The organism is Kitasatospora sp. NPDC051170 (genome assembly GCF_044455705.1).
Lineage (GTDB): Bacteria > Actinomycetota > Actinomycetes > Streptomycetales > Streptomycetaceae > Kitasatospora.
In genome coordinates, this window is the sequence record NZ_JBITFA010000016.1 from 51,661 (window position 1) to 67,644 (window position 15,984).

The following is a 15,984-nucleotide window of genomic DNA, read 5'->3' on the forward strand; positions in this document are numbered from 1 at the left end:
ACGGATCGGGGGATATCCCGGCCCCGATCCGGTCAAGTCGATCAAACTGGTCCAAAAAAGTACCGGCTTCCCCCCGCGTACCGTCCCGACACGGGGGCGAGCCCATGACCAGGCCGAATACAGCGGGAGCGAAACAGGGCGATCAAGCCGATTTCGAGCCGAACGCTAACTCGAATGCCGATGCTCCGTCAACGCATCGGCAGCCGGGTGCGGGATCAACGAATCGGATTGACGAATAACCGATGTGACAACACATCAGCCGCACGGAAGGTTTCCCTCTGGCGGAATACGGCGGTCGAACACCGACGAATCGGCCAGGGCGTGGCCGATTTCCGGAGCCGCGCGTTCGGGAACGGCCGCCTCGCACTCAAAGGCACCGGCCTTCAGGAAAGGCGATGGTCGCCGTCGCCGAAATCCTCGTCCGGCCGCGGGGGATCGCCGGAGTCCGCGTCGACGACCCCTCCCACTGCCGCGGTGAAGCGCAAGGGTCATCCCCGCCCGGCAGGCCCTCACCACGCTCCGGAGCGCACTCGTCGGGCGCACCTCCTGGCCCGAACTCTGATGCTGCGTCAGATCTGAGCTTTTCACCTGCCCCCTTCACCCCCTCTGACCTGCGGTTTCCGTCCGCTGAGCGAACAATTCCCCCGGCCGTGTTCCGATACCCGGGCGTAGAAGTTAGGTTGCACCGCAATGCGCGGTTCGTCCCCCACCCTCCGGCGCGACGAGCCGAGGGTCAGGCCGCGCGGGAAAGGCACAGGCAACCCAACGATGAGTGCGGACACCACCAACCCGCCGCCGGCCACCAAGGCCCCCTCCCCCCACGGTGGCGACGGCCACCTCAAGGCCGGGCTCAAGAACCGCCACCTGTCGATGATCGCCATCGGCGGCGTGATCGGCGCGGGCCTGTTCGTCGGCTCCGGCGCGGGCATCGCCTCCACCGGCCCCGGCATCCTCCTCTCCTACACCCTGGCCGGCATCCTGGTCGTCCTGGTGATGCGGATGCTCGGCGAGATGGCGGCGGCCGACCCCCAGAGCGGCTCCTTCTCCGCGTACGCGGACCGCGCGCTGGGCCGGTGGGCGGGCTTCACCATCGGCTGGCTGTACTGGTTCTTCTGGGTCGTCGTCCTCGCCGTGGAGGCGACCGCCGGCGCCAAGATCCTGCACTCCTGGGTGCCCGGCGTCCCCCAGTGGGGCTGGGCCCTGATCGTCATGGCCGTGCTCACCGCGACCAACCTGTTCTCCGTCGCCTCCTACGGCGAGTTCGAGTTCTGGTTCGCCGGGATCAAGGTCGTCGCGATCGCCGCCTTCCTGGTGATCGGCACCCTGGCCGCCTTCGGCCTGCTGCCGGACACCGACCCGGTCGGCCTGACCAACCTCACCGGCCACGGCGGCTTCCTGCCGCACGGCGTCGGCGCGGTGTTCACCGGCATGCTCACCGTCGTCTTCGCCTTCATGGGCAGCGAGATCGTCACCCTGGCCGCCGGCGAGTCCGAGGACCCGGAGCGCGCCGTGAGCAAGGCCACCAACAGCGTGATCTGGCGCATCGGCCTCTTCTACCTGGGCTCGATCCTCCTCGTCGTCACCCTCCTCCCCTGGGACTCCGCCGAGGTCAAGGCCAACCCGTACGTGGCCGTGCTGGACCACGTCGGCATCCCCCACGCCGGCCAGGTGATGAACGTGATCGTGCTCACGGCCGTGCTCTCCTGCCTCAACTCCGGGATGTACACCGCCTCCCGGATGGCCTTCTCGCTCGGGCAGCGCGGCGACGCCCCGAAGGCGTTCGCCAAGGTCACGGACCGGGGCGTCCCCCGGGTCGCGATCCTGGCCTCGGTGGTGTTCGGCTTCGTCGCCGTCTTCTTCAACTACGCCTACCCGGAGACGGTGTTCGCCTTCCTGCTCAACTCCTCGGGCGCTGTTGCGCTCTTCGTCTGGCTGGTGATCTGCTTCTCCCAGTTGCGGATGCGCCGGATCATCGAGCGGGAGACCCCGGAGCGACTGACCGTACGGATGTGGCTGTACCCGTACCTGACCTGGACGGCCATCGGCATGATCGGGTTCGTGGTGGCGTACATGTTCACGGACGCGGACGGCCGCAAGCAGATGTACCTGTCGCTGGTCGCCGCGGCGATCGTGCTCGCGGCCTCGGCCGTGGTGGGCCGCCGGCGGCGGGTCGCGGTGGCGGCGGAGTCCTGACCCGTCCGCGCCGCTCGGAAACGCCGGGCCCGGGAGCCGTTGCGGAGGCTCCCGGGCCCGGCGCCGTTCCCGCACCCCTCTCGTCCGCACCCCTTCCACCCGCTCCCGTCCGCACCCGTTCCGCCCGCAATCGCGTGGTCACGCTCCGCCGAACTCCGGGCCGTAAACGTGTGAGGCCGCGCACAGGCCGTACGGCGTCCACGATCCTCGATAGTTGCCGGGGCGGCCGACACCCCCTCCCGGCTGCCCCGACGGCTCCGCGCGCCCGGCCCGCCCGAGCTCGTCCGGCCTGAACAAGCCAGGCCACCGGCCGTCTCGGCGCCCCCTCCCCTCGGTGACGCGGGCGCGGGACCCTTGCATTCCCAATTCGGACAATTCACCGCAAAGCGGGCGAAGATCCCCTGTGTGGCGGCCCTGTAGCCACTACCCGCCGTAGTAGCGAGCGCCTTTGCGGCCCGTCCGCCGCCCTGCCAAGAATGTCGGGTCGCCGGGCAGCGCGGCCCGCCCGACCGGCGCCGCGCAGCCCCCGCCCGCCCCGTCGCACTCCGCCGGGGCGCCACGGCCGTCCCGTACGGCCGCGCGGGCCCCGCTCACCCGGGGCCCGTGCGATGCCCCGCGCCCCGTTGCCGTAGGCGCGGATCCCACGGCCCCAGGACGGCCACCGACGGAAAAGGATTGTCCAGCCCCATGCCGCTCAGCCATGCCCGCCGCAACTCCCTGATCACCGGCGTCACCACCCTCGTGCTCGCCGGCGCCGCCACGGCCACCCTCGCCCTCCCGGGCGTCGGCAACTCCACCACCGTCGTCGCCGAGGCCCCCGTGGCCGCCGTGTCGGTGGACGGGCAGCCCGCCGCCGACCAGGCCACGGCCGACGCCGCCGCCGCCTCCCAGCAGGCCGCGCAGGACACCCAGGCCGCCCAGGTCGCGCAGGCGCAGGCCGCTCAGGCCCAGGCCGCCGCCCAGGCGCAGGCCGAGGCCGAGGCGAAGGCCCAGGCGGACGCCAAGGCCAAGGCGGACGCCGACGCCGCCGCCTCCCGCTCCCAGCAGCGCCAGAACCTCGGCAGCGCCTACTCCGGCACCCCGCAGCAGATCGCCGCCCAGATCGTCCCGGCCGGCCAGCTGCAGTGCTTCAGCAACATCGTCTTCCACGAGAGCACCTGGAACCCCCTCGCCGTCAACGCCTCCTCCGGCGCGTACGGCCTGGTGCAGGCCCTGCCCGGCTCGAAGATGGCCTCCGCCGGCGCCGACTGGCGCACCAACCCGGCCACCCAGATCAAGTGGGGCCTGGACTACATGAACTCCCGCTACGGCAGCCCCTGCGCCGCCTGGTCGTTCTGGCAGAACCACCACTGGTACTAAAACCGGCCTTATCGCGCCCCTCGGGGCCCGCTAGGCGACTACGCCAGTAGTGGCACTACATCAGTAGTGCCACTACTGGCGTAGTGCCGTCCGTTCCCGGACCCTCTCGCAGACCCTTTCGCCCCGCCTTCCACGCCCCAACCTGCCGTGGACACGCCCGGAAGGCGACGTGAAGATATGGCGTACGGTCGTACGATTTGCCGCCTATCACCGTAATTACGCCCCGTCAGGGCTTTGCCACGGTTCGCGCGCCCTCTTACGCTCCGGCGTCATGCCCTCACCCCTCATCAGCGTCGTCGTCCCGGCTCATGACCAGCACAAACAGCTCGCCGAGTGCCTGGACTCCCTGCTCGCGCAGACCCTCGACGACGTCGAGGTGATCGTCGTCGCCGACCGCTCCCCCGAGTCCGGCGCCGACCTCGCCGAGGCGTACGCCGCCCGCCACCCCCGGGTCTCCGTGCTCCGGCTGAACGCGGCCGTCGGCGTCGGGGTCTGCCGCGACGCGGGCGCGGCCCGGGCACGCGGCGAGTACCTGCTCTTCCTCGACGCCGACCACCTGCTCCCCCGCGAGGGCCTCGCCGCCCTCGCCGACCGGCTGCTCGAGACCGGCCCCGTGGACGTGCTGCAGTTCGGCCACACCCGCCGCCACAACGACCGCGACTGGCCCGGCGCCGCCGAAGCCCTGCTCGCCGCCGCGGGCCCCGAGCCCTTCGCCCCCTTCGACCACCCCGAACTGCTCGGCGCGCCCCCGCTGATCTGGGACCGGCTGATCCGCCGCGGCCACTGGCAGGAGCTCGCCCTCACCTTCCCGGACGGCCGGTACGAGGAGGTCCCCGTCGTCCACGCCGCGATGCTCGGCGCTCAGAAGGCGGCCGTGCTGCCCCGCGAGTGCGTGCAGCTGCGCCGCCGGGAGACCGTCCACCCGGCGAGCAGCCCGGGCAGCAGCGTCTTCGACCTCTTCGACCAGTACGAGCGCAGCTTCGCCCTGCTCGAGGAGCAGCCGCACCTGTACGCGGTGCGCGACGCCCTGTTCGTGCGGATGATCCGGCACTACCTGTTCGTCTTCGACCTCGCCGGCTGCGTCACCCGCGCCGAGCGCCCCCAGTTCTTCCACCGCGCCGCCGAGCACCACCGCCGCTTCCTCCCGCCCGGCCACCGCAAGCCGGGCGGGCGCGAGGGCATCAAGTTCGCCCTGCTGGCCGGCGGCGCCTACCCGGCCTTCGAGGTCGCCAAGCTCTCCCACATCGCCAAGGGGACCCTCACCGGCCGCCGCTGATCACCGCACGTGCGCCGTCCCGCCGTCCGCCGCCATCGCGGCGGCGACCCGGCGGTCCCGCTCCCGCCGCACCCCCTCGGGCAGCGGCGGCAGCACGTCCATCCACAGCGGCAGCGTGGAGCCGCGCAGCTGCATCACCCCGGCGGGCCGGGCGATCAGCCACAGGTGCAGGTGCGCGGCGCCGTCGCCCCAGCGGTTCACGTGCACCCGGCCGACGCCGCCGAGCGAGGTCACCGCCCGCTCCACGCGCTGGAGCATCGGGCCGAGCGCGGTGGAGAGCTCGACCGGCAGGTCCAGCAGGTCGTGGTGGTCGCGCGGCTGGAGCAGCAGCGCGGCGGGCAGGCCCGTCGGCTCGTCGGTGCCGCTGAGCCGCCAGTGCGCGTCCGTCCACAGGAAGTCGGAGTCCGGCCGGGCGCACTGCTTGCAGCTCTCCGGGCCGTCCTCGCCCTGCCGGGGCGGCTCGGGCAGCTCGGGCGCCCGCAGCTCACGGACGGTCATCTCCCCCTCGTACGGGAAGATCTCCCAGGACGGCGCGCCGTCCACCGGGAACGGCAGCGGCTCCCCGATCGGCAGCCGGGCGAGGTAGGCGTCGGGCCCGGCCGGGTCCTGGTCGGCTGGATCCGCGGAGCAGGCGTCATCGGCTGTGTCGTCGATCATGATCGCCGACCCTGCCACATGACCCCGCTCGGCGGAACCCCCGTCGTGCCCGGTACCCCGCGCCCGCTCCGGCTGGCATGCTCGGAGGTCGCCGAACGCCGGGAGGGTCCCCGATGAGCCGTCCGTCCGCCGTCCCCGGGGCCGAGCTGGCCCGCGAGCTGGCCGCCGTGCTGCGCGGCGAGGTCCGCTTCGGCACCGCCGAGCGGGCCGTCTACGGCCACGACGCCTCCAACTACCGCCATCCGCCGCTCGGCGTGGTCAAGCCCGCCGACCTGGACGACGTGCGCACCGCCATGGCCCTGTGCCGCGCCCACCGGGTGCCGGTGGTGGCCCGCGGCGCCGGGACGAGCATCGGCGGGCAGGCCATCGGCCCCGGCGCGGTGGTGCTGGACTTCCGCCGCCATCTCGGCGCCGTCCTCGCCGTCGACCCCGAGGCCCGCACCGCCCACGTCCAGCCCGGCACCGTCCTGGACGACCTCCAGCGCGCCGCCCGCCCGTACGGGCTGCGCTTCGGCCCGGACCCGTCCACCCACAGCCGCTGCACCCTCGGCGGCATGATCGGCAACGACTCCTGCGGCTCCCATTCCCTCGCCTGGGGCCGCACCTCCGACCACGTCCAGCAGCTGGAACTGCTGCTCGCCGACGGCACCGAACTGACCGTCGGCGGCCCGCTCACCGCCGCCGAGCGCGCCGCGCTGCGCGCCCTGCCCGGACGGGTCGGCCGACTCCACACCCAGCTGCAGGAGTTCACCGACCGCAACCTGGCCACCATCCGCCAGGGCATGCCCCAGCTGCCCCGCCGCACCTCCGGCTACCCGCTCGACGCGCTGCTCCCCGAACGCGGCCACGACCTCGCCCGGGCGCTCACCGGCACGGAAGGCACCTGCGCCCTCCTGCTCGGCGCCACCGTCCGCCTCGTCGAGGAACCGCCCGCCCGCGCCCTGGTCGTCGCCGGCTACCCCGACGAGGGCGCCGCCGCCGACGCGATCCCCGCCCTGCTCCCGCACGGCCCGCTCACCGCCGAGGGCATGGCCGCCGACCTCATCGCCGCCCTCCTCGCGGCCGGCCCCCGCCCACCCGCGCTCGACCGCCTCCCGGCCGGCGAGTGCTGGCTCTTCCTCGAAGTCGGCGGCGACACCCCGCTCGCCGCCTACCAGGCCGCCCGCGCCCTCGCCGACGCCGTACGGCGCGAACGCGGGGCCACCGTCTCCCTGGTCACCGACCCCGTCGAGCAGCGCCAGCTGTGGGCCGTCCGCGAGGCGGGCGCCGGCATCGTCACCCGCCTGCCCGGCGGCGGGGAAGCCTGGCCCGGCTGGGAGGACTCCGCCGTCCCGCCCGAGCGCCTCGGCGACTACCTGCGGGCCCTGCGCGCGCTGCTGCGCCGCCACAGCCTTCACGGCGTGCCGTACGGGCACTTCGGCGACGGTTGCGTCCACCTGCGCATCGACTTCCCGCTGGACGAGCCCCAAGGAGTGCTGGTCTTCCGGGAGTTCCTCGAACAGGCCGCCGATCTGGCCGTCTCCCACGGCGGTTCACTCTCCGGCGAACACGGCGACGGCCAGGCCCGCGCCGAACTGCTGCCGCGCATGTACCCGCCCGAAGTCATCGCCCTGTTCGGCGAGTTCAAGCGCATCTGGGACGGCGACGACCTCCTCAACCCCGGCGCCCTGGTCGACCCCCGCCCCCTAGACTCCGACCTTCGCTTCGTCACCGCCCCCCGCCGCCCGCTCCCCCTCGCCCTGCCCTACGACCAGGACGCGGGCAGCCTCACCAAGGCCGTCCACCGCTGCGTCGGCGTCGCCAAGTGCGTCGCCCCCGGCAGCGGAGTGATGTGCCCCAGCTACCTGGCCACCGGCGAGGAGCGCCACTCCACCCGCGGCCGCGCCCGCCTCCTCGCCGAGATGCTGCGCGGCGACCTGGTCACCGGCGGCTGGCGCTCCCCCGAGGTCCGCGAGGCCCTGGACCTCTGCCTCAGCTGCAAGGGCTGCGCCAGCGACTGCCCGACCCACGTCGACATGGCCACCTACAAGGCCGAGTTCCTCCACCAGCACTACCGCCGCCGCCCCCGCCCGCTCACCCACTACTCGATGGGCTGGCTCCCCCTCTGGCTGCGCGCCGCCTCCCGCGCCCCCGGCGCCGCCAACACCCTCGCCCACTCCCGCGCCGGCACCCTCCTCAAACGCCTCGCCGGAATCGACCCGCGCCGCCCCCTGCCCGTCCTGCCCCCCGAACCCTTCACCCGCTCGCACCCCCGCCACCGCGCCACCCACCCGGCCCCACCCGGCGCCCGCCCCGTCCTCCTCTGGCCGGACACCTTCTCCAACCACCTCCAGCCGCAGGTGCCGCGCGCCGCCGTCCAGGTCCTGGAACACCTGGGCTTCGACGTCCACCTCCCGGCCGGCCCGGTCTGCTGCGGCCTCACCTGGTACTCCACCGGCCAACTCGACACCGCACGCCGGGTGTTGCGCCGCAGCCTCCGGGCGGTCGGCGCAGCCGGCCTCCCCGCCGACACCCCCGTGATCGGCCTGGACCCCAGCTGCACCGCCGCCCTCCGCGAGGAGGCCCCCAAACTGCTCGGCCCGGAAGCCCACCCCCTGACCGAACACCTCCACACCTTCGCCGAATTCCTCGACACCCACGCCCCCGACGCCCCCCTCCCTCGAATCCCCGCGACCGCCATCACCCAGACCCACTGCCACCAGCACGCCGTCCTCGGCTCCGCCGCCGACCGCCGCGTCGAAGCCCGCCTCGGCCTCACCAACCACGTCCTCGACCCCGGCTGCTGCGGCCTCGCCGGCGACTTCGGCTTCGCCCGGGGCCACTACGAGACCTCCCGAGCCATCGCCGAACGCCTCCTCCTCCCCACCCTGCGCACAGCCGCCCCCCACACCACCGTCCTCGCCGACGGCTTCAGCTGCCGCACCCAGATCACCCACCTCGCCCCCGCCCACACCCCCCTCCACCTCGCCCAACTCATCGCCACCGCCCTCCCCACCCCCACCCCCTGACCCCGGCACACCCTCCCCCTCGCCCTGACGCCAAACCCCCACGGCGCACCCGCCTAACACCCCGCCGCACCTCGATCACTCAACTTGCCTACAGGCGCAGCACTTTGTCCCTGCCCGAGCCGAGCGCCCGCGCACTCTCCCCACCAGCCTCGATGGATTCTCGACGCCCGGCGGCGGTGGGCGAGGGCCAACGGCGGACGCGCCAGGAGGCTGCCGGGCCGTCCATCGGCCATGCTGCCCTGCCAGGGCAGCATGGCCGCCAGCCCGGCGTCGTACGCCTCGCGGTCCCCCACGAGCGTGGCGCGCAGGACCGTCAGCACGAGCGTGTACGGGCCCGCCACTCCCCGCGCCCGGATGCGCCCCAACCCCGCTCCCACCGCGGCGAGTTCCTCCTGCTCGCTCGGCGGGTAGCCCGCCTCCTCGTCGTCGTCCACGACGTACCCGCCGGCCTGCCCGAGCAGGACCCGGGCCTCCTCCTCCCCGCCGTCACCACGCCCACCATCGGGTGAGTGCCGTTGGACCGATCTACGCGCGGCTTGGATGAACTCGTCCCGCTGCCAAGCAACACGAAGGATTCCCATGCCCTTGTTGCCGCCGATCGGCGCCGAAATCCCCTGTTCCTGCCTCGCGATCAACACCCCCGTCGAGTACGAGGGCAAGCTCATCTCCGTCGACTTCCGGGGCGGCATCAAGTACCGCGTCGACCCGAACCCCCAGGACCCGATGAACAGCGTCCGCCTCCGGATCACCGGCTTCAGGATGAGCGCCGAGTTCCCCGGGGCCAACGGCGAGCCGGGAGGCACGGTCACCCTCGAACAGAACGACCCCGACGTCGACACCCTCAGCAGGCTCCGCCTGATCCAGCAGTTCCCGCCGCAGTACGAGCACCGGGCGGTGATCCCCTTCGCCGCCACCTTCGACATCGCCGGCAAGCCCGTGATCCTGACCCCTAAGGAGCCGATGGTCTGGGTCGCCAAGCTCACCCAGTTCCCACCCCGCGGCGACATCTACCAGCTGGAGCAGCCCGTCGACCTCGTCGACCCCGAGAAGCCGGACACCGTGGTCGCCCGCATCATGAAGTTCCCGGTCAAGTCCGGCGGCCTGTAACCACCACCTCGGCCCGCCGACCACGCGGCCCCGTGCGCTCCCCGCGCGAGGGGCCGCACCTCACCAACATGGCGTCTACGCCCAGCCTTGACGACTTCCGTTGGCGAACTTCTGCAGGTCAGCGCCCATGCGGAGCCTGCTGAGCAAGTGGCATTGGTCCTAGGAGCCCTCACCCCTCGCCGCCAGGAAGGCCCCGGCGTGCGCCGAAGCCTCCTCCCGGCTCGGGTACCCGGCGGCCGCCTCCCCGGCCGTGCCGTCCGCCGCCACCGCGGACCACCGCCAGCCGTCCTCCGCCTCCACCAACTCCGCCGTCCCGCCGAACAGTTCGAGCACCCCCGGTCGTGCCGCCCGCGCGACCGCCTCCGGCCACTTCTTCCGGGCGCCCTGCCGGGTGATGCCCCAGGCCGCCCCCAACTGCTCGTAACTCGCGCCGTAGGAACCGGCGGTGGCGGCCGCGAGCGCCGTGAGCCGCTTGACCTCGACGTCCACCAGCTTCCAGGCGGACAGCACGGAGAGCGCGATCTCGACCGGCTCCCCGTGCCAACTCAGCTCCTCCGTCAGCCCGGTCCCGCGCGCACGCACGGCGGCGGCGAGCGGGTTCAGCGCGTCCACGAGCGCCCGGCCCAGCTCGGCGCTCTCCTCGGCAGTGATCTCCACGGTCGTCATGGTGACAACCATAGTTACCGAATCCATTCACGACAACCTTTGTTACCGCTCGAACCTCGACAACGGGCTCGAGCTCCGCCGCTCGGGCGCGAACGGGGTTCCGGACACGAGTCCGCGGTAGCCGACCACCAGCGCCTCCCCCAGGAACCCGACGCCGATGGAGAGTTGGACGGGCCGGGCCTCCGCCGCCAGGCCGTTGTGCGAGGCGAGCAGCGAGAAGCCGGCCATCACCGCCAGCGAGAGCGCCGCCACCAGGAACGTCCGCCCGACGTAGCGCTGCCACAGCACGCCCTCGCGCTCATAGACGACGACGGTGGCCCCGCGCACCGCGCCGAGCGCGAGGCCGAGCACCGAGCCGGCGCCCACCCACACGTAGTCCCCCACCCCCAGCCCGCGGTGGTGCGCGAGCGACCAGAGCCCGATGGCCGTGAGCACCACCGGCGCGCCGAACAGGTCCCTCGCGTTGACCGGCTCACCGCGCAGCCGCCGGACCACCACCGCGACGACCACCACGGCGATCCCCGCGTACACCCAGTGCGACGCCATCCCCGCCCCCTCATTTTTATAGCTCGACTGTGCCAAATAACCGGCCGCCAGCAATGTAGCTCGACCGTGCTATAACGGCAACATGCCCAAGATCGTCGACCCCGTGGAACGCCGCCAGGCCGTCGCGGACGCCGTCCTGCGCGTCGCCGCCCGCGAGGGCCTGGAGCACGCCTCGCTGCGCAACGTCGCCGAGGAGGCGGGCCTCGCCATCGGCTCCGTACGGCACTACATCACCGGCAGCTCCGAGCTGATGATCTTCGCCATGGCCGAACTCGCCCGCCGCATCGACGCCCGCGTCCACGCCCACGCCCGCGCGCTGCTCGAACCGAGCCCCGGCACCGACCGGCGCGCCGAGGTCGAACGCCTGCTCGCCGAGGTCCTCCCCCTGGACGCCGAACGGCGGGAGGAGTCCGCCCTCTGGCTCTCCTTCGTCACCGCCGCCCGCTTCCGCCCCGAACTGCGCCCCCGCGCCGCCGAACTACAGGCGGGACTGGACGCACTGATCCGCCGCGTCCTCGTCGAGACCGACCGCGCGGGCGGCCTCACCCCGGGCCTCGACCTCGACGTCGAGACCCGCCGCCTCTCCGCCCTCCTCGACGGCCTCACCCTCCAGGCCGTCCAGCACCCCGACCTCCTCGGCCCGGACGAGCTTCGCGCCGTCCTGCGCCGCCACCTCGACAGCCTCGCGGGCCGCACCCCCTGACGCCCGGCCGGCCTTCTTGCCACAATGCCCCCGTGACCCTCACCCCCACCGAGGCCGACGACCTCCTCGCCGCCCACTTCGCCCCCTGGGTGCAGGCCCTCGGCCTGTCCGCCGTCGAGACGGGCGAGCACCACGCCGTCCTGCGCCTCCCCTGGTCCGACCAGCTGGCACGCGAGGGCGGCGCCCTCTCCGGGCAGGCGCTGATGGCCGCCGCCGACACGGCGAGCGTGATCGCCGTCTCCGCCGCCCGGGGCGGTTTCGGCCCGATGACCACCGTCCAGCAGTCCACGGACTTCCAGCGCGCCGTCACCGACCGGGACGTCCTGGTGCACGCCCGCGTCACCAAACTGGGCCGCCGGATCGCCTTCCTCGACATCACCCTCACCCCGGAGGGCGCCGACGACCCGGCCGCCCACGCCACCGCCGTCTACGCCCTCGGCGACTGACCCCAGGCCCCCCGAACGGCGCATAACACTACGGAAGTAGTGCCACTACTTCCGTAGTGCTATGCGCCGTTCGGGGGAACGCCATGGCCCCGTCACGACCCCCGCGCTAACTCGCCGCCGCGGCCTTCGGCGCCTCCTCCGCGCAGACCGCCGACACGAACTCCGCCAGCCGTGCCTGCGGCAGCCCGCGCGCGATGTCGGCCTCGCTGATCATCCCGACCAGCTTGTGCTCTGGGTGGTTGATCACCGGCAGCCGCCGCACCTGGTACTGCTCCATCACCCGCAGCACCTGCTCGCAGTCCTCGTCCGCCTCCACCGTCATCGGCCGGCCCAGCGCCAGCTCGCCCGCCGTCACCTGCTCCGGGTCACGCCCCTCGGCGACGCAGCGCAGCACGATGTCGCGGTCGGTCACGATGCCGAGCAGCCGGTCGTCGTCCCCGCAGATCGGCAGTGCGCCGACGTGCCGGTCCCGCATGATCCGGGCGGCCTCCGCCAGCGTCTGGCCCTCGCGGACACACTCGGCGCCCGGGTGCATGATGTCGATCGCTCTGGTCATGATCCGCCTCCTGACCTGGCTTCCACTCCCTCGTCCATCGTGGTCCGCACGGGTGACCGACGCCACCGGGGAGCCCGGTCAGGCCGCCCGCCCCGGCACCTCGCCCTCTCCCGTCTCCTCGCCCTCCTCCAGCGGGGACTGCCGCAACACCTCGTCCAGCTCCGGGAGTTCGCGCGCCTCCGCACCCTCGACCGGCCGCGGCGGCGGCTCCTCCTCCGGCTCGACCTCCACCACCCCGGACTGCCGCGCCACCTTGACCGCCGCAGCAGCGGCCGCGGCCGCCAGCACCTCCCGCTGCTGGTTCTCCGTCGCGCTGTCCAGGAACCGCAGCAGCTCCACCGGGAACGGCAGCACCAGCGTCGAGTTCTTCTCCGCCGCCACCTCCACCACCGTCTGCAACAGCCGCAGTTGGAGCGCCGACGGCGTCGCGCTCATCACCCGGGCCGCCTCCGACAGCCGCTCCGACGCCTGGTACTCGCCGTCCGCCGTGATGATCCTCGCCCGCCGCTCACGCTCGGCCTCCGCCTGCCGGGCGATCGAGCGCTTCATCGACTCCGGCAGGGCGACGTCCTTGATCTCCACCCGGTCGATCTGGATGCCCCAGCCCAGCGCCGGGCTGTCGATCATCAACTCCAGGCCCTGGTTGATCGGTTCGCGGTTCGCCAGCAGATCGTCCAGCTCGCTCTTGCCGATGATCGACCGCAGGGAGGTCTGCGCGACCTGCGACATCGCGAAGGTGTAGTCCTGCACGTTGACCGTGGCCTTCACCGGATCGAGCACCCGGAAGTACACCACCGCGTCCACCCGTACGGTGACGTTGTCCCGGGTGATGCCCTCCTGTGCCGGGATCGGCATCGTCACGATCTGCACGTTCACCCTGCGCAGCCGGTCGGCGATCGGCATCAGCGCCACCAGCCCCGGCTCCCGCACCTCGTCGCGCACCCGCCCGAAGCGGAACACCACACCCTTCTGGAACTGCTGGACGACACGGATGCTCATCCCCGCCCACAGTGCCCCCAGCCCCACCAACCCCCCGATCGCCCCCAGCACCGCATCGACGATCATCACGGCCTCCTCGGCCTCCACGGCCTTCCGCGCATACCGGCGCGAACCAGCGCAAATCCCACGCTACGCCTGCCCCGCCACCGCCGGAACGGCCCTCCACCGAGCCCCTAGGATCACGCCCATGCCGCCGTGCCCCGCCGACGACCCCGGCCACCCCGCACACCCCGCCGAGGCATCCGCCCGCGCCACCGGACTCACCGAACTCGACCGCGTGGTCACCCACTGCCGGGCCTGCCCCCGCCTCGTCGAGTGGCGCGAGGAGACCGCCCGCACCAAACGCCGCGCCTACCTCGACTGGGACTACTGGGCCCGCCCCATCCCCGGTTTCGGCCCACCCGACGCCCCGCTCGTCCTCGTCGGCCTCGCCCCCGCCGCCCACGGCGCCAACCGCACCGGCCGCATCTTCACCGGCGACCCCTCCGGCGACCTCCTCTACGCCGCCCTCTACGACCTCGGCCTCGCCAACCGCCCCGAATCCGTCCGCCACGGCGACGGCCTGGAACTGTACGGCGTCCGCATCACCGACCCCGTGCGCTGCGCCCCGCCCGAGAACAAGCCCACCACCACCGAACGCGACACCTGCCGTCCCTGGATCACCCGTGAACTGCGACTCCTGCGCCCCACCGTCCGCACGGTCCTGGCCCTCGGCGGCTTCGCCTGGCAGGCCATGCTCCCCGTCCTCGCCGACGCCGGCTGGCAGATCCCCCGCCCCCGCCCCACCTTCGGCCACGCCACCCGGGCCACCCTCCCCGCCACCGACGGCGGCCCCCCACTCACCCTCTACGGCTGCTACCACGTCAGCCCCCGCAACACGAACACCGGCCGCCTCACCCCGCCCATGCTCCGCACCGCCCTCCGCGAAGCAGCCCTCTCAGCGGGCCTCACCCCGACCCCAGAGTGACCCGAAGGGGCCAATCTTGGCCCGCACCTCGACTGCCACGCCTCACGGGGCGAATCCGTGGATCAGCACTGCCGCCCGGCCGGGGCGTCAGCCGAAACGGTGCAGCTTCGGCTTCGACGCCCGCTTCCACGCCTTCGGCAGGCGCCCCCGCGCCGCCTCCGCCTCCGCCAACTGCCGGGCGTACAAGGCCCCGTAGCCGAAGGGCGTGCCGCTCGTGGCCGCGGCGCCCACCAGTGCGGCAGCGGCGACGACCGCGTCCTGATGCTCGCCCAGCACCTCCTGCACGGCCTTCATCCGCTCCGTGTAGCGCTCCGCCGCTTCGCCCACCGCCGATGCCGCCGTCTCGCCCGCGTACCGTGCCCGCTTCGCGGCCTTGCGGGCCTCGTGCAGCGCCGCATCCCGTTCCCCGCTCGGCGCCTCCAGGGCCGCCCGCACCCGCCTGCCCGTCCGCCGCTGCTCCCGCTCCGCGACCCGGGCCAGCCCGGGGACGGCCGGCCGCCGCGCCCGGCGGCGCAGCGGCGGGTCCGCGAGCAGACCGCCGAGGGCGACGCCGAGCGCGCGGCGGCGCGGACAGTCCAGTGCGGCCGTCACCTCCGGCCAGGCCCGCCGGTACTCCTCGCGTCCCCACCGCTCCAACTCGGCGGCCACCCGCTCCGGCCCGCACACGGCGGGCAGCTCGCGGGCCTGCCCGACCAGCCGCTCGGTGAGCACCTCCCTGTCCCGTGCCCGGCCGAGCGCGGCGGCCAGCCAGCGCAGTTCGGCAACCAGGTCGTCGGTGGAACCGGGGGCGAGGTAGCGGCGGAAGGTCCGCAACGCACTGCGCAGCCGACGGCAGGCCACCCGCATCCGGTGCACCGCGTCGGGCTCATCCGCCCGTACGGCATCGTCGAGCCCGGCCAGCACCACAACCTGCGCCTCGACGCGCGCCATCAGCACCTGCCCGACCGTGCTCCCTGCCCCGGCCATGCGCACACACCCCCTCACAGAGGTCGCCTTCCAGGCTAGGACCTGCCTTCCGGCTCACGCCACACACCCGAACCACCCCCTCCGGCACAACACGCACCGGGGCGAGCCGGGGGCAGCCCCGGGCCCTCGGGCGGACCTGGCCGGGCCCGGCACTACGCAAGTAGTGGCACTACTTGCGTAGTGCCGGGGGCCTGCGCCCAGCAAAAGTCCGCACGTCACACGCATCAGCCATCCCGGCCGACGTACGGCCGAGCGCAGCGGGCCGCCACCACAAGCTGCCTCCCCCCTCACCACCACGGGCAAAGCACACGGCACGCGAGACGCCAGGGCACCGAAGCCAGAAGGCCCCCAACTCGACATCCCGCGCCCGCGATGCCCCGCCACTCCCGCAGGCCTGGCAGCGCGCAGCACCTGCACAGGACACGAACCGAGCCGAGCATGCGCCGCCCCACCGGGAGGTCAGCCACTCAACAGCCTGCTGCCGGCCCCGTGCCGTGCGGCACAGCCGCTGGGGCGTGTCCCCCTGGGCCCGCCG

15 protein-coding genes are annotated in these 15,984 nt (G+C 73.3%); 9 read left to right on the forward strand and 6 right to left on the reverse strand.

The window, feature by feature from the left end; genetic code table 11:
• Positions 1-768: 768 nt before the first annotated feature.
• The 3 genes from ACIBCA_RS29135 to ACIBCA_RS29145 all read left to right on the forward strand — a co-directional run bounded on the left by ACIBCA_RS29135 (position 769) and on the right by ACIBCA_RS29145 (position 4,828).
• The gene (locus ACIBCA_RS29135) at positions 769-2,193 is read left to right on the forward strand and encodes an amino acid permease (protein WP_396285994.1); all 1,425 of its coding nucleotides are present in this window, start codon (positions 769-771) and stop codon (positions 2,191-2,193) included.
• Positions 2,194-2,880: 687 nt separating this feature from the next.
• A complete protein-coding gene (locus ACIBCA_RS29140) occupies positions 2,881-3,552 on the forward strand; it encodes a transglycosylase SLT domain-containing protein (RefSeq protein ID WP_396285995.1) in 672 nt (223 codons plus the stop codon).
• Positions 3,553-3,823: 271 nt separating this feature from the next.
• Positions 3,824-4,828, forward strand: a complete 1,005-nt coding sequence (locus ACIBCA_RS29145; RefSeq protein WP_396285996.1) for a glycosyltransferase family 2 protein — start codon at positions 3,824-3,826, stop codon at positions 4,826-4,828.
• On the opposite strand, the gene ACIBCA_RS29150 is transcribed toward ACIBCA_RS29145, so the two are convergent.
• A complete protein-coding gene (locus tag ACIBCA_RS29150) occupies positions 4,829-5,485 on the reverse strand; it encodes a hypothetical protein (RefSeq protein WP_396285997.1) in 657 nt (218 codons plus the stop codon). It abuts the gene before it with no gap.
• 113 nt (positions 5,486-5,598) lie between these two features.
• Between ACIBCA_RS29150 and ACIBCA_RS29155 the strand changes: the two genes are divergently transcribed.
• The 3 genes from ACIBCA_RS29155 (at position 5,599) to ACIBCA_RS29165 (ending at position 9,600) form a co-directional block, all read left to right on the forward strand.
• Positions 5,599-8,493, forward strand: coding sequence for an FAD-binding and (Fe-S)-binding domain-containing protein (locus tag ACIBCA_RS29155; RefSeq protein WP_396285998.1), 2,895 nt, complete (start codon positions 5,599-5,601; stop codon positions 8,491-8,493).
• Between the two features lie 152 nt (positions 8,494-8,645).
• The gene (locus ACIBCA_RS29160; RefSeq protein WP_396285999.1) at positions 8,646-9,002 is read left to right on the forward strand and encodes a hypothetical protein; all 357 of its coding nucleotides are present in this window, start codon (positions 8,646-8,648) and stop codon (positions 9,000-9,002) included.
• A 70-nt stretch (positions 9,003-9,072) separates the two neighbouring features.
• The gene (locus tag ACIBCA_RS29165; RefSeq protein WP_396286000.1) at positions 9,073-9,600 is read left to right on the forward strand and encodes a hypothetical protein; all 528 of its coding nucleotides are present in this window, start codon (positions 9,073-9,075) and stop codon (positions 9,598-9,600) included.
• Positions 9,601-9,759: 159 nt separating this feature from the next.
• Here the strand turns inward: ACIBCA_RS29165 and ACIBCA_RS29170 are convergent, their stop codons facing one another.
• A complete protein-coding gene (locus ACIBCA_RS29170; RefSeq protein WP_396286001.1) occupies positions 9,760-10,266 on the reverse strand; it encodes a hypothetical protein in 507 nt (168 codons plus the stop codon).
• A gap of 42 nt (positions 10,267-10,308) precedes the next feature.
• Complete coding sequence (locus ACIBCA_RS29175) at positions 10,309-10,812, reverse strand: DUF1453 domain-containing protein (RefSeq protein WP_396286002.1); 504 nt, start codon at positions 10,810-10,812, stop codon at positions 10,309-10,311.
• 82 nt (positions 10,813-10,894) lie between these two features.
• On the opposite strand from ACIBCA_RS29175, the gene ACIBCA_RS29180 reads away from it, so the two are divergent.
• Both ACIBCA_RS29180 and ACIBCA_RS29185 read left to right on the forward strand, forming a co-directional pair.
• Positions 10,895-11,515 carry a TetR/AcrR family transcriptional regulator gene (locus ACIBCA_RS29180; RefSeq protein WP_396286003.1) on the forward strand — a complete coding sequence of 207 codons (621 nt, stop codon included), beginning with the start codon at positions 10,895-10,897 and terminating at the stop codon, positions 11,513-11,515.
• Positions 11,516-11,547: 32 nt separating this feature from the next.
• On the forward strand, positions 11,548-11,961 hold the full coding sequence (locus ACIBCA_RS29185) for a PaaI family thioesterase (protein WP_396286004.1): 414 nt from the start codon (positions 11,548-11,550) through the stop codon (positions 11,959-11,961).
• A 106-nt stretch (positions 11,962-12,067) separates the two neighbouring features.
• On the opposite strand, the gene ACIBCA_RS29190 is transcribed toward ACIBCA_RS29185, so the two are convergent.
• Positions 12,068-12,517, reverse strand: a complete 450-nt coding sequence (locus ACIBCA_RS29190) for a CBS domain-containing protein (RefSeq protein ID WP_396286005.1) — start codon at positions 12,515-12,517, stop codon at positions 12,068-12,070.
• A 78-nt stretch (positions 12,518-12,595) separates the two neighbouring features.
• The gene (locus ACIBCA_RS29195) at positions 12,596-13,579 is read right to left on the reverse strand and encodes a slipin family protein (RefSeq protein WP_396286155.1); all 984 of its coding nucleotides are present in this window, start codon (positions 13,577-13,579) and stop codon (positions 12,596-12,598) included.
• 124 nt (positions 13,580-13,703) lie between these two features.
• Between ACIBCA_RS29195 and ACIBCA_RS29200 the strand changes: the two genes are divergently transcribed.
• Positions 13,704-14,483: a uracil-DNA glycosylase gene (locus tag ACIBCA_RS29200; protein ID WP_396286006.1), complete on the forward strand. Its 780-nt coding sequence runs from the start codon at positions 13,704-13,706 to the stop codon at positions 14,481-14,483.
• Between the two features lie 87 nt (positions 14,484-14,570).
• Here the strand turns inward: ACIBCA_RS29200 and ACIBCA_RS29205 are convergent, their stop codons facing one another.
• A complete protein-coding gene (locus ACIBCA_RS29205; RefSeq protein WP_396286007.1) occupies positions 14,571-15,449 on the reverse strand; it encodes a CHAD domain-containing protein in 879 nt (292 codons plus the stop codon).
• Positions 15,450-15,984 lie beyond the last annotated feature (535 nt).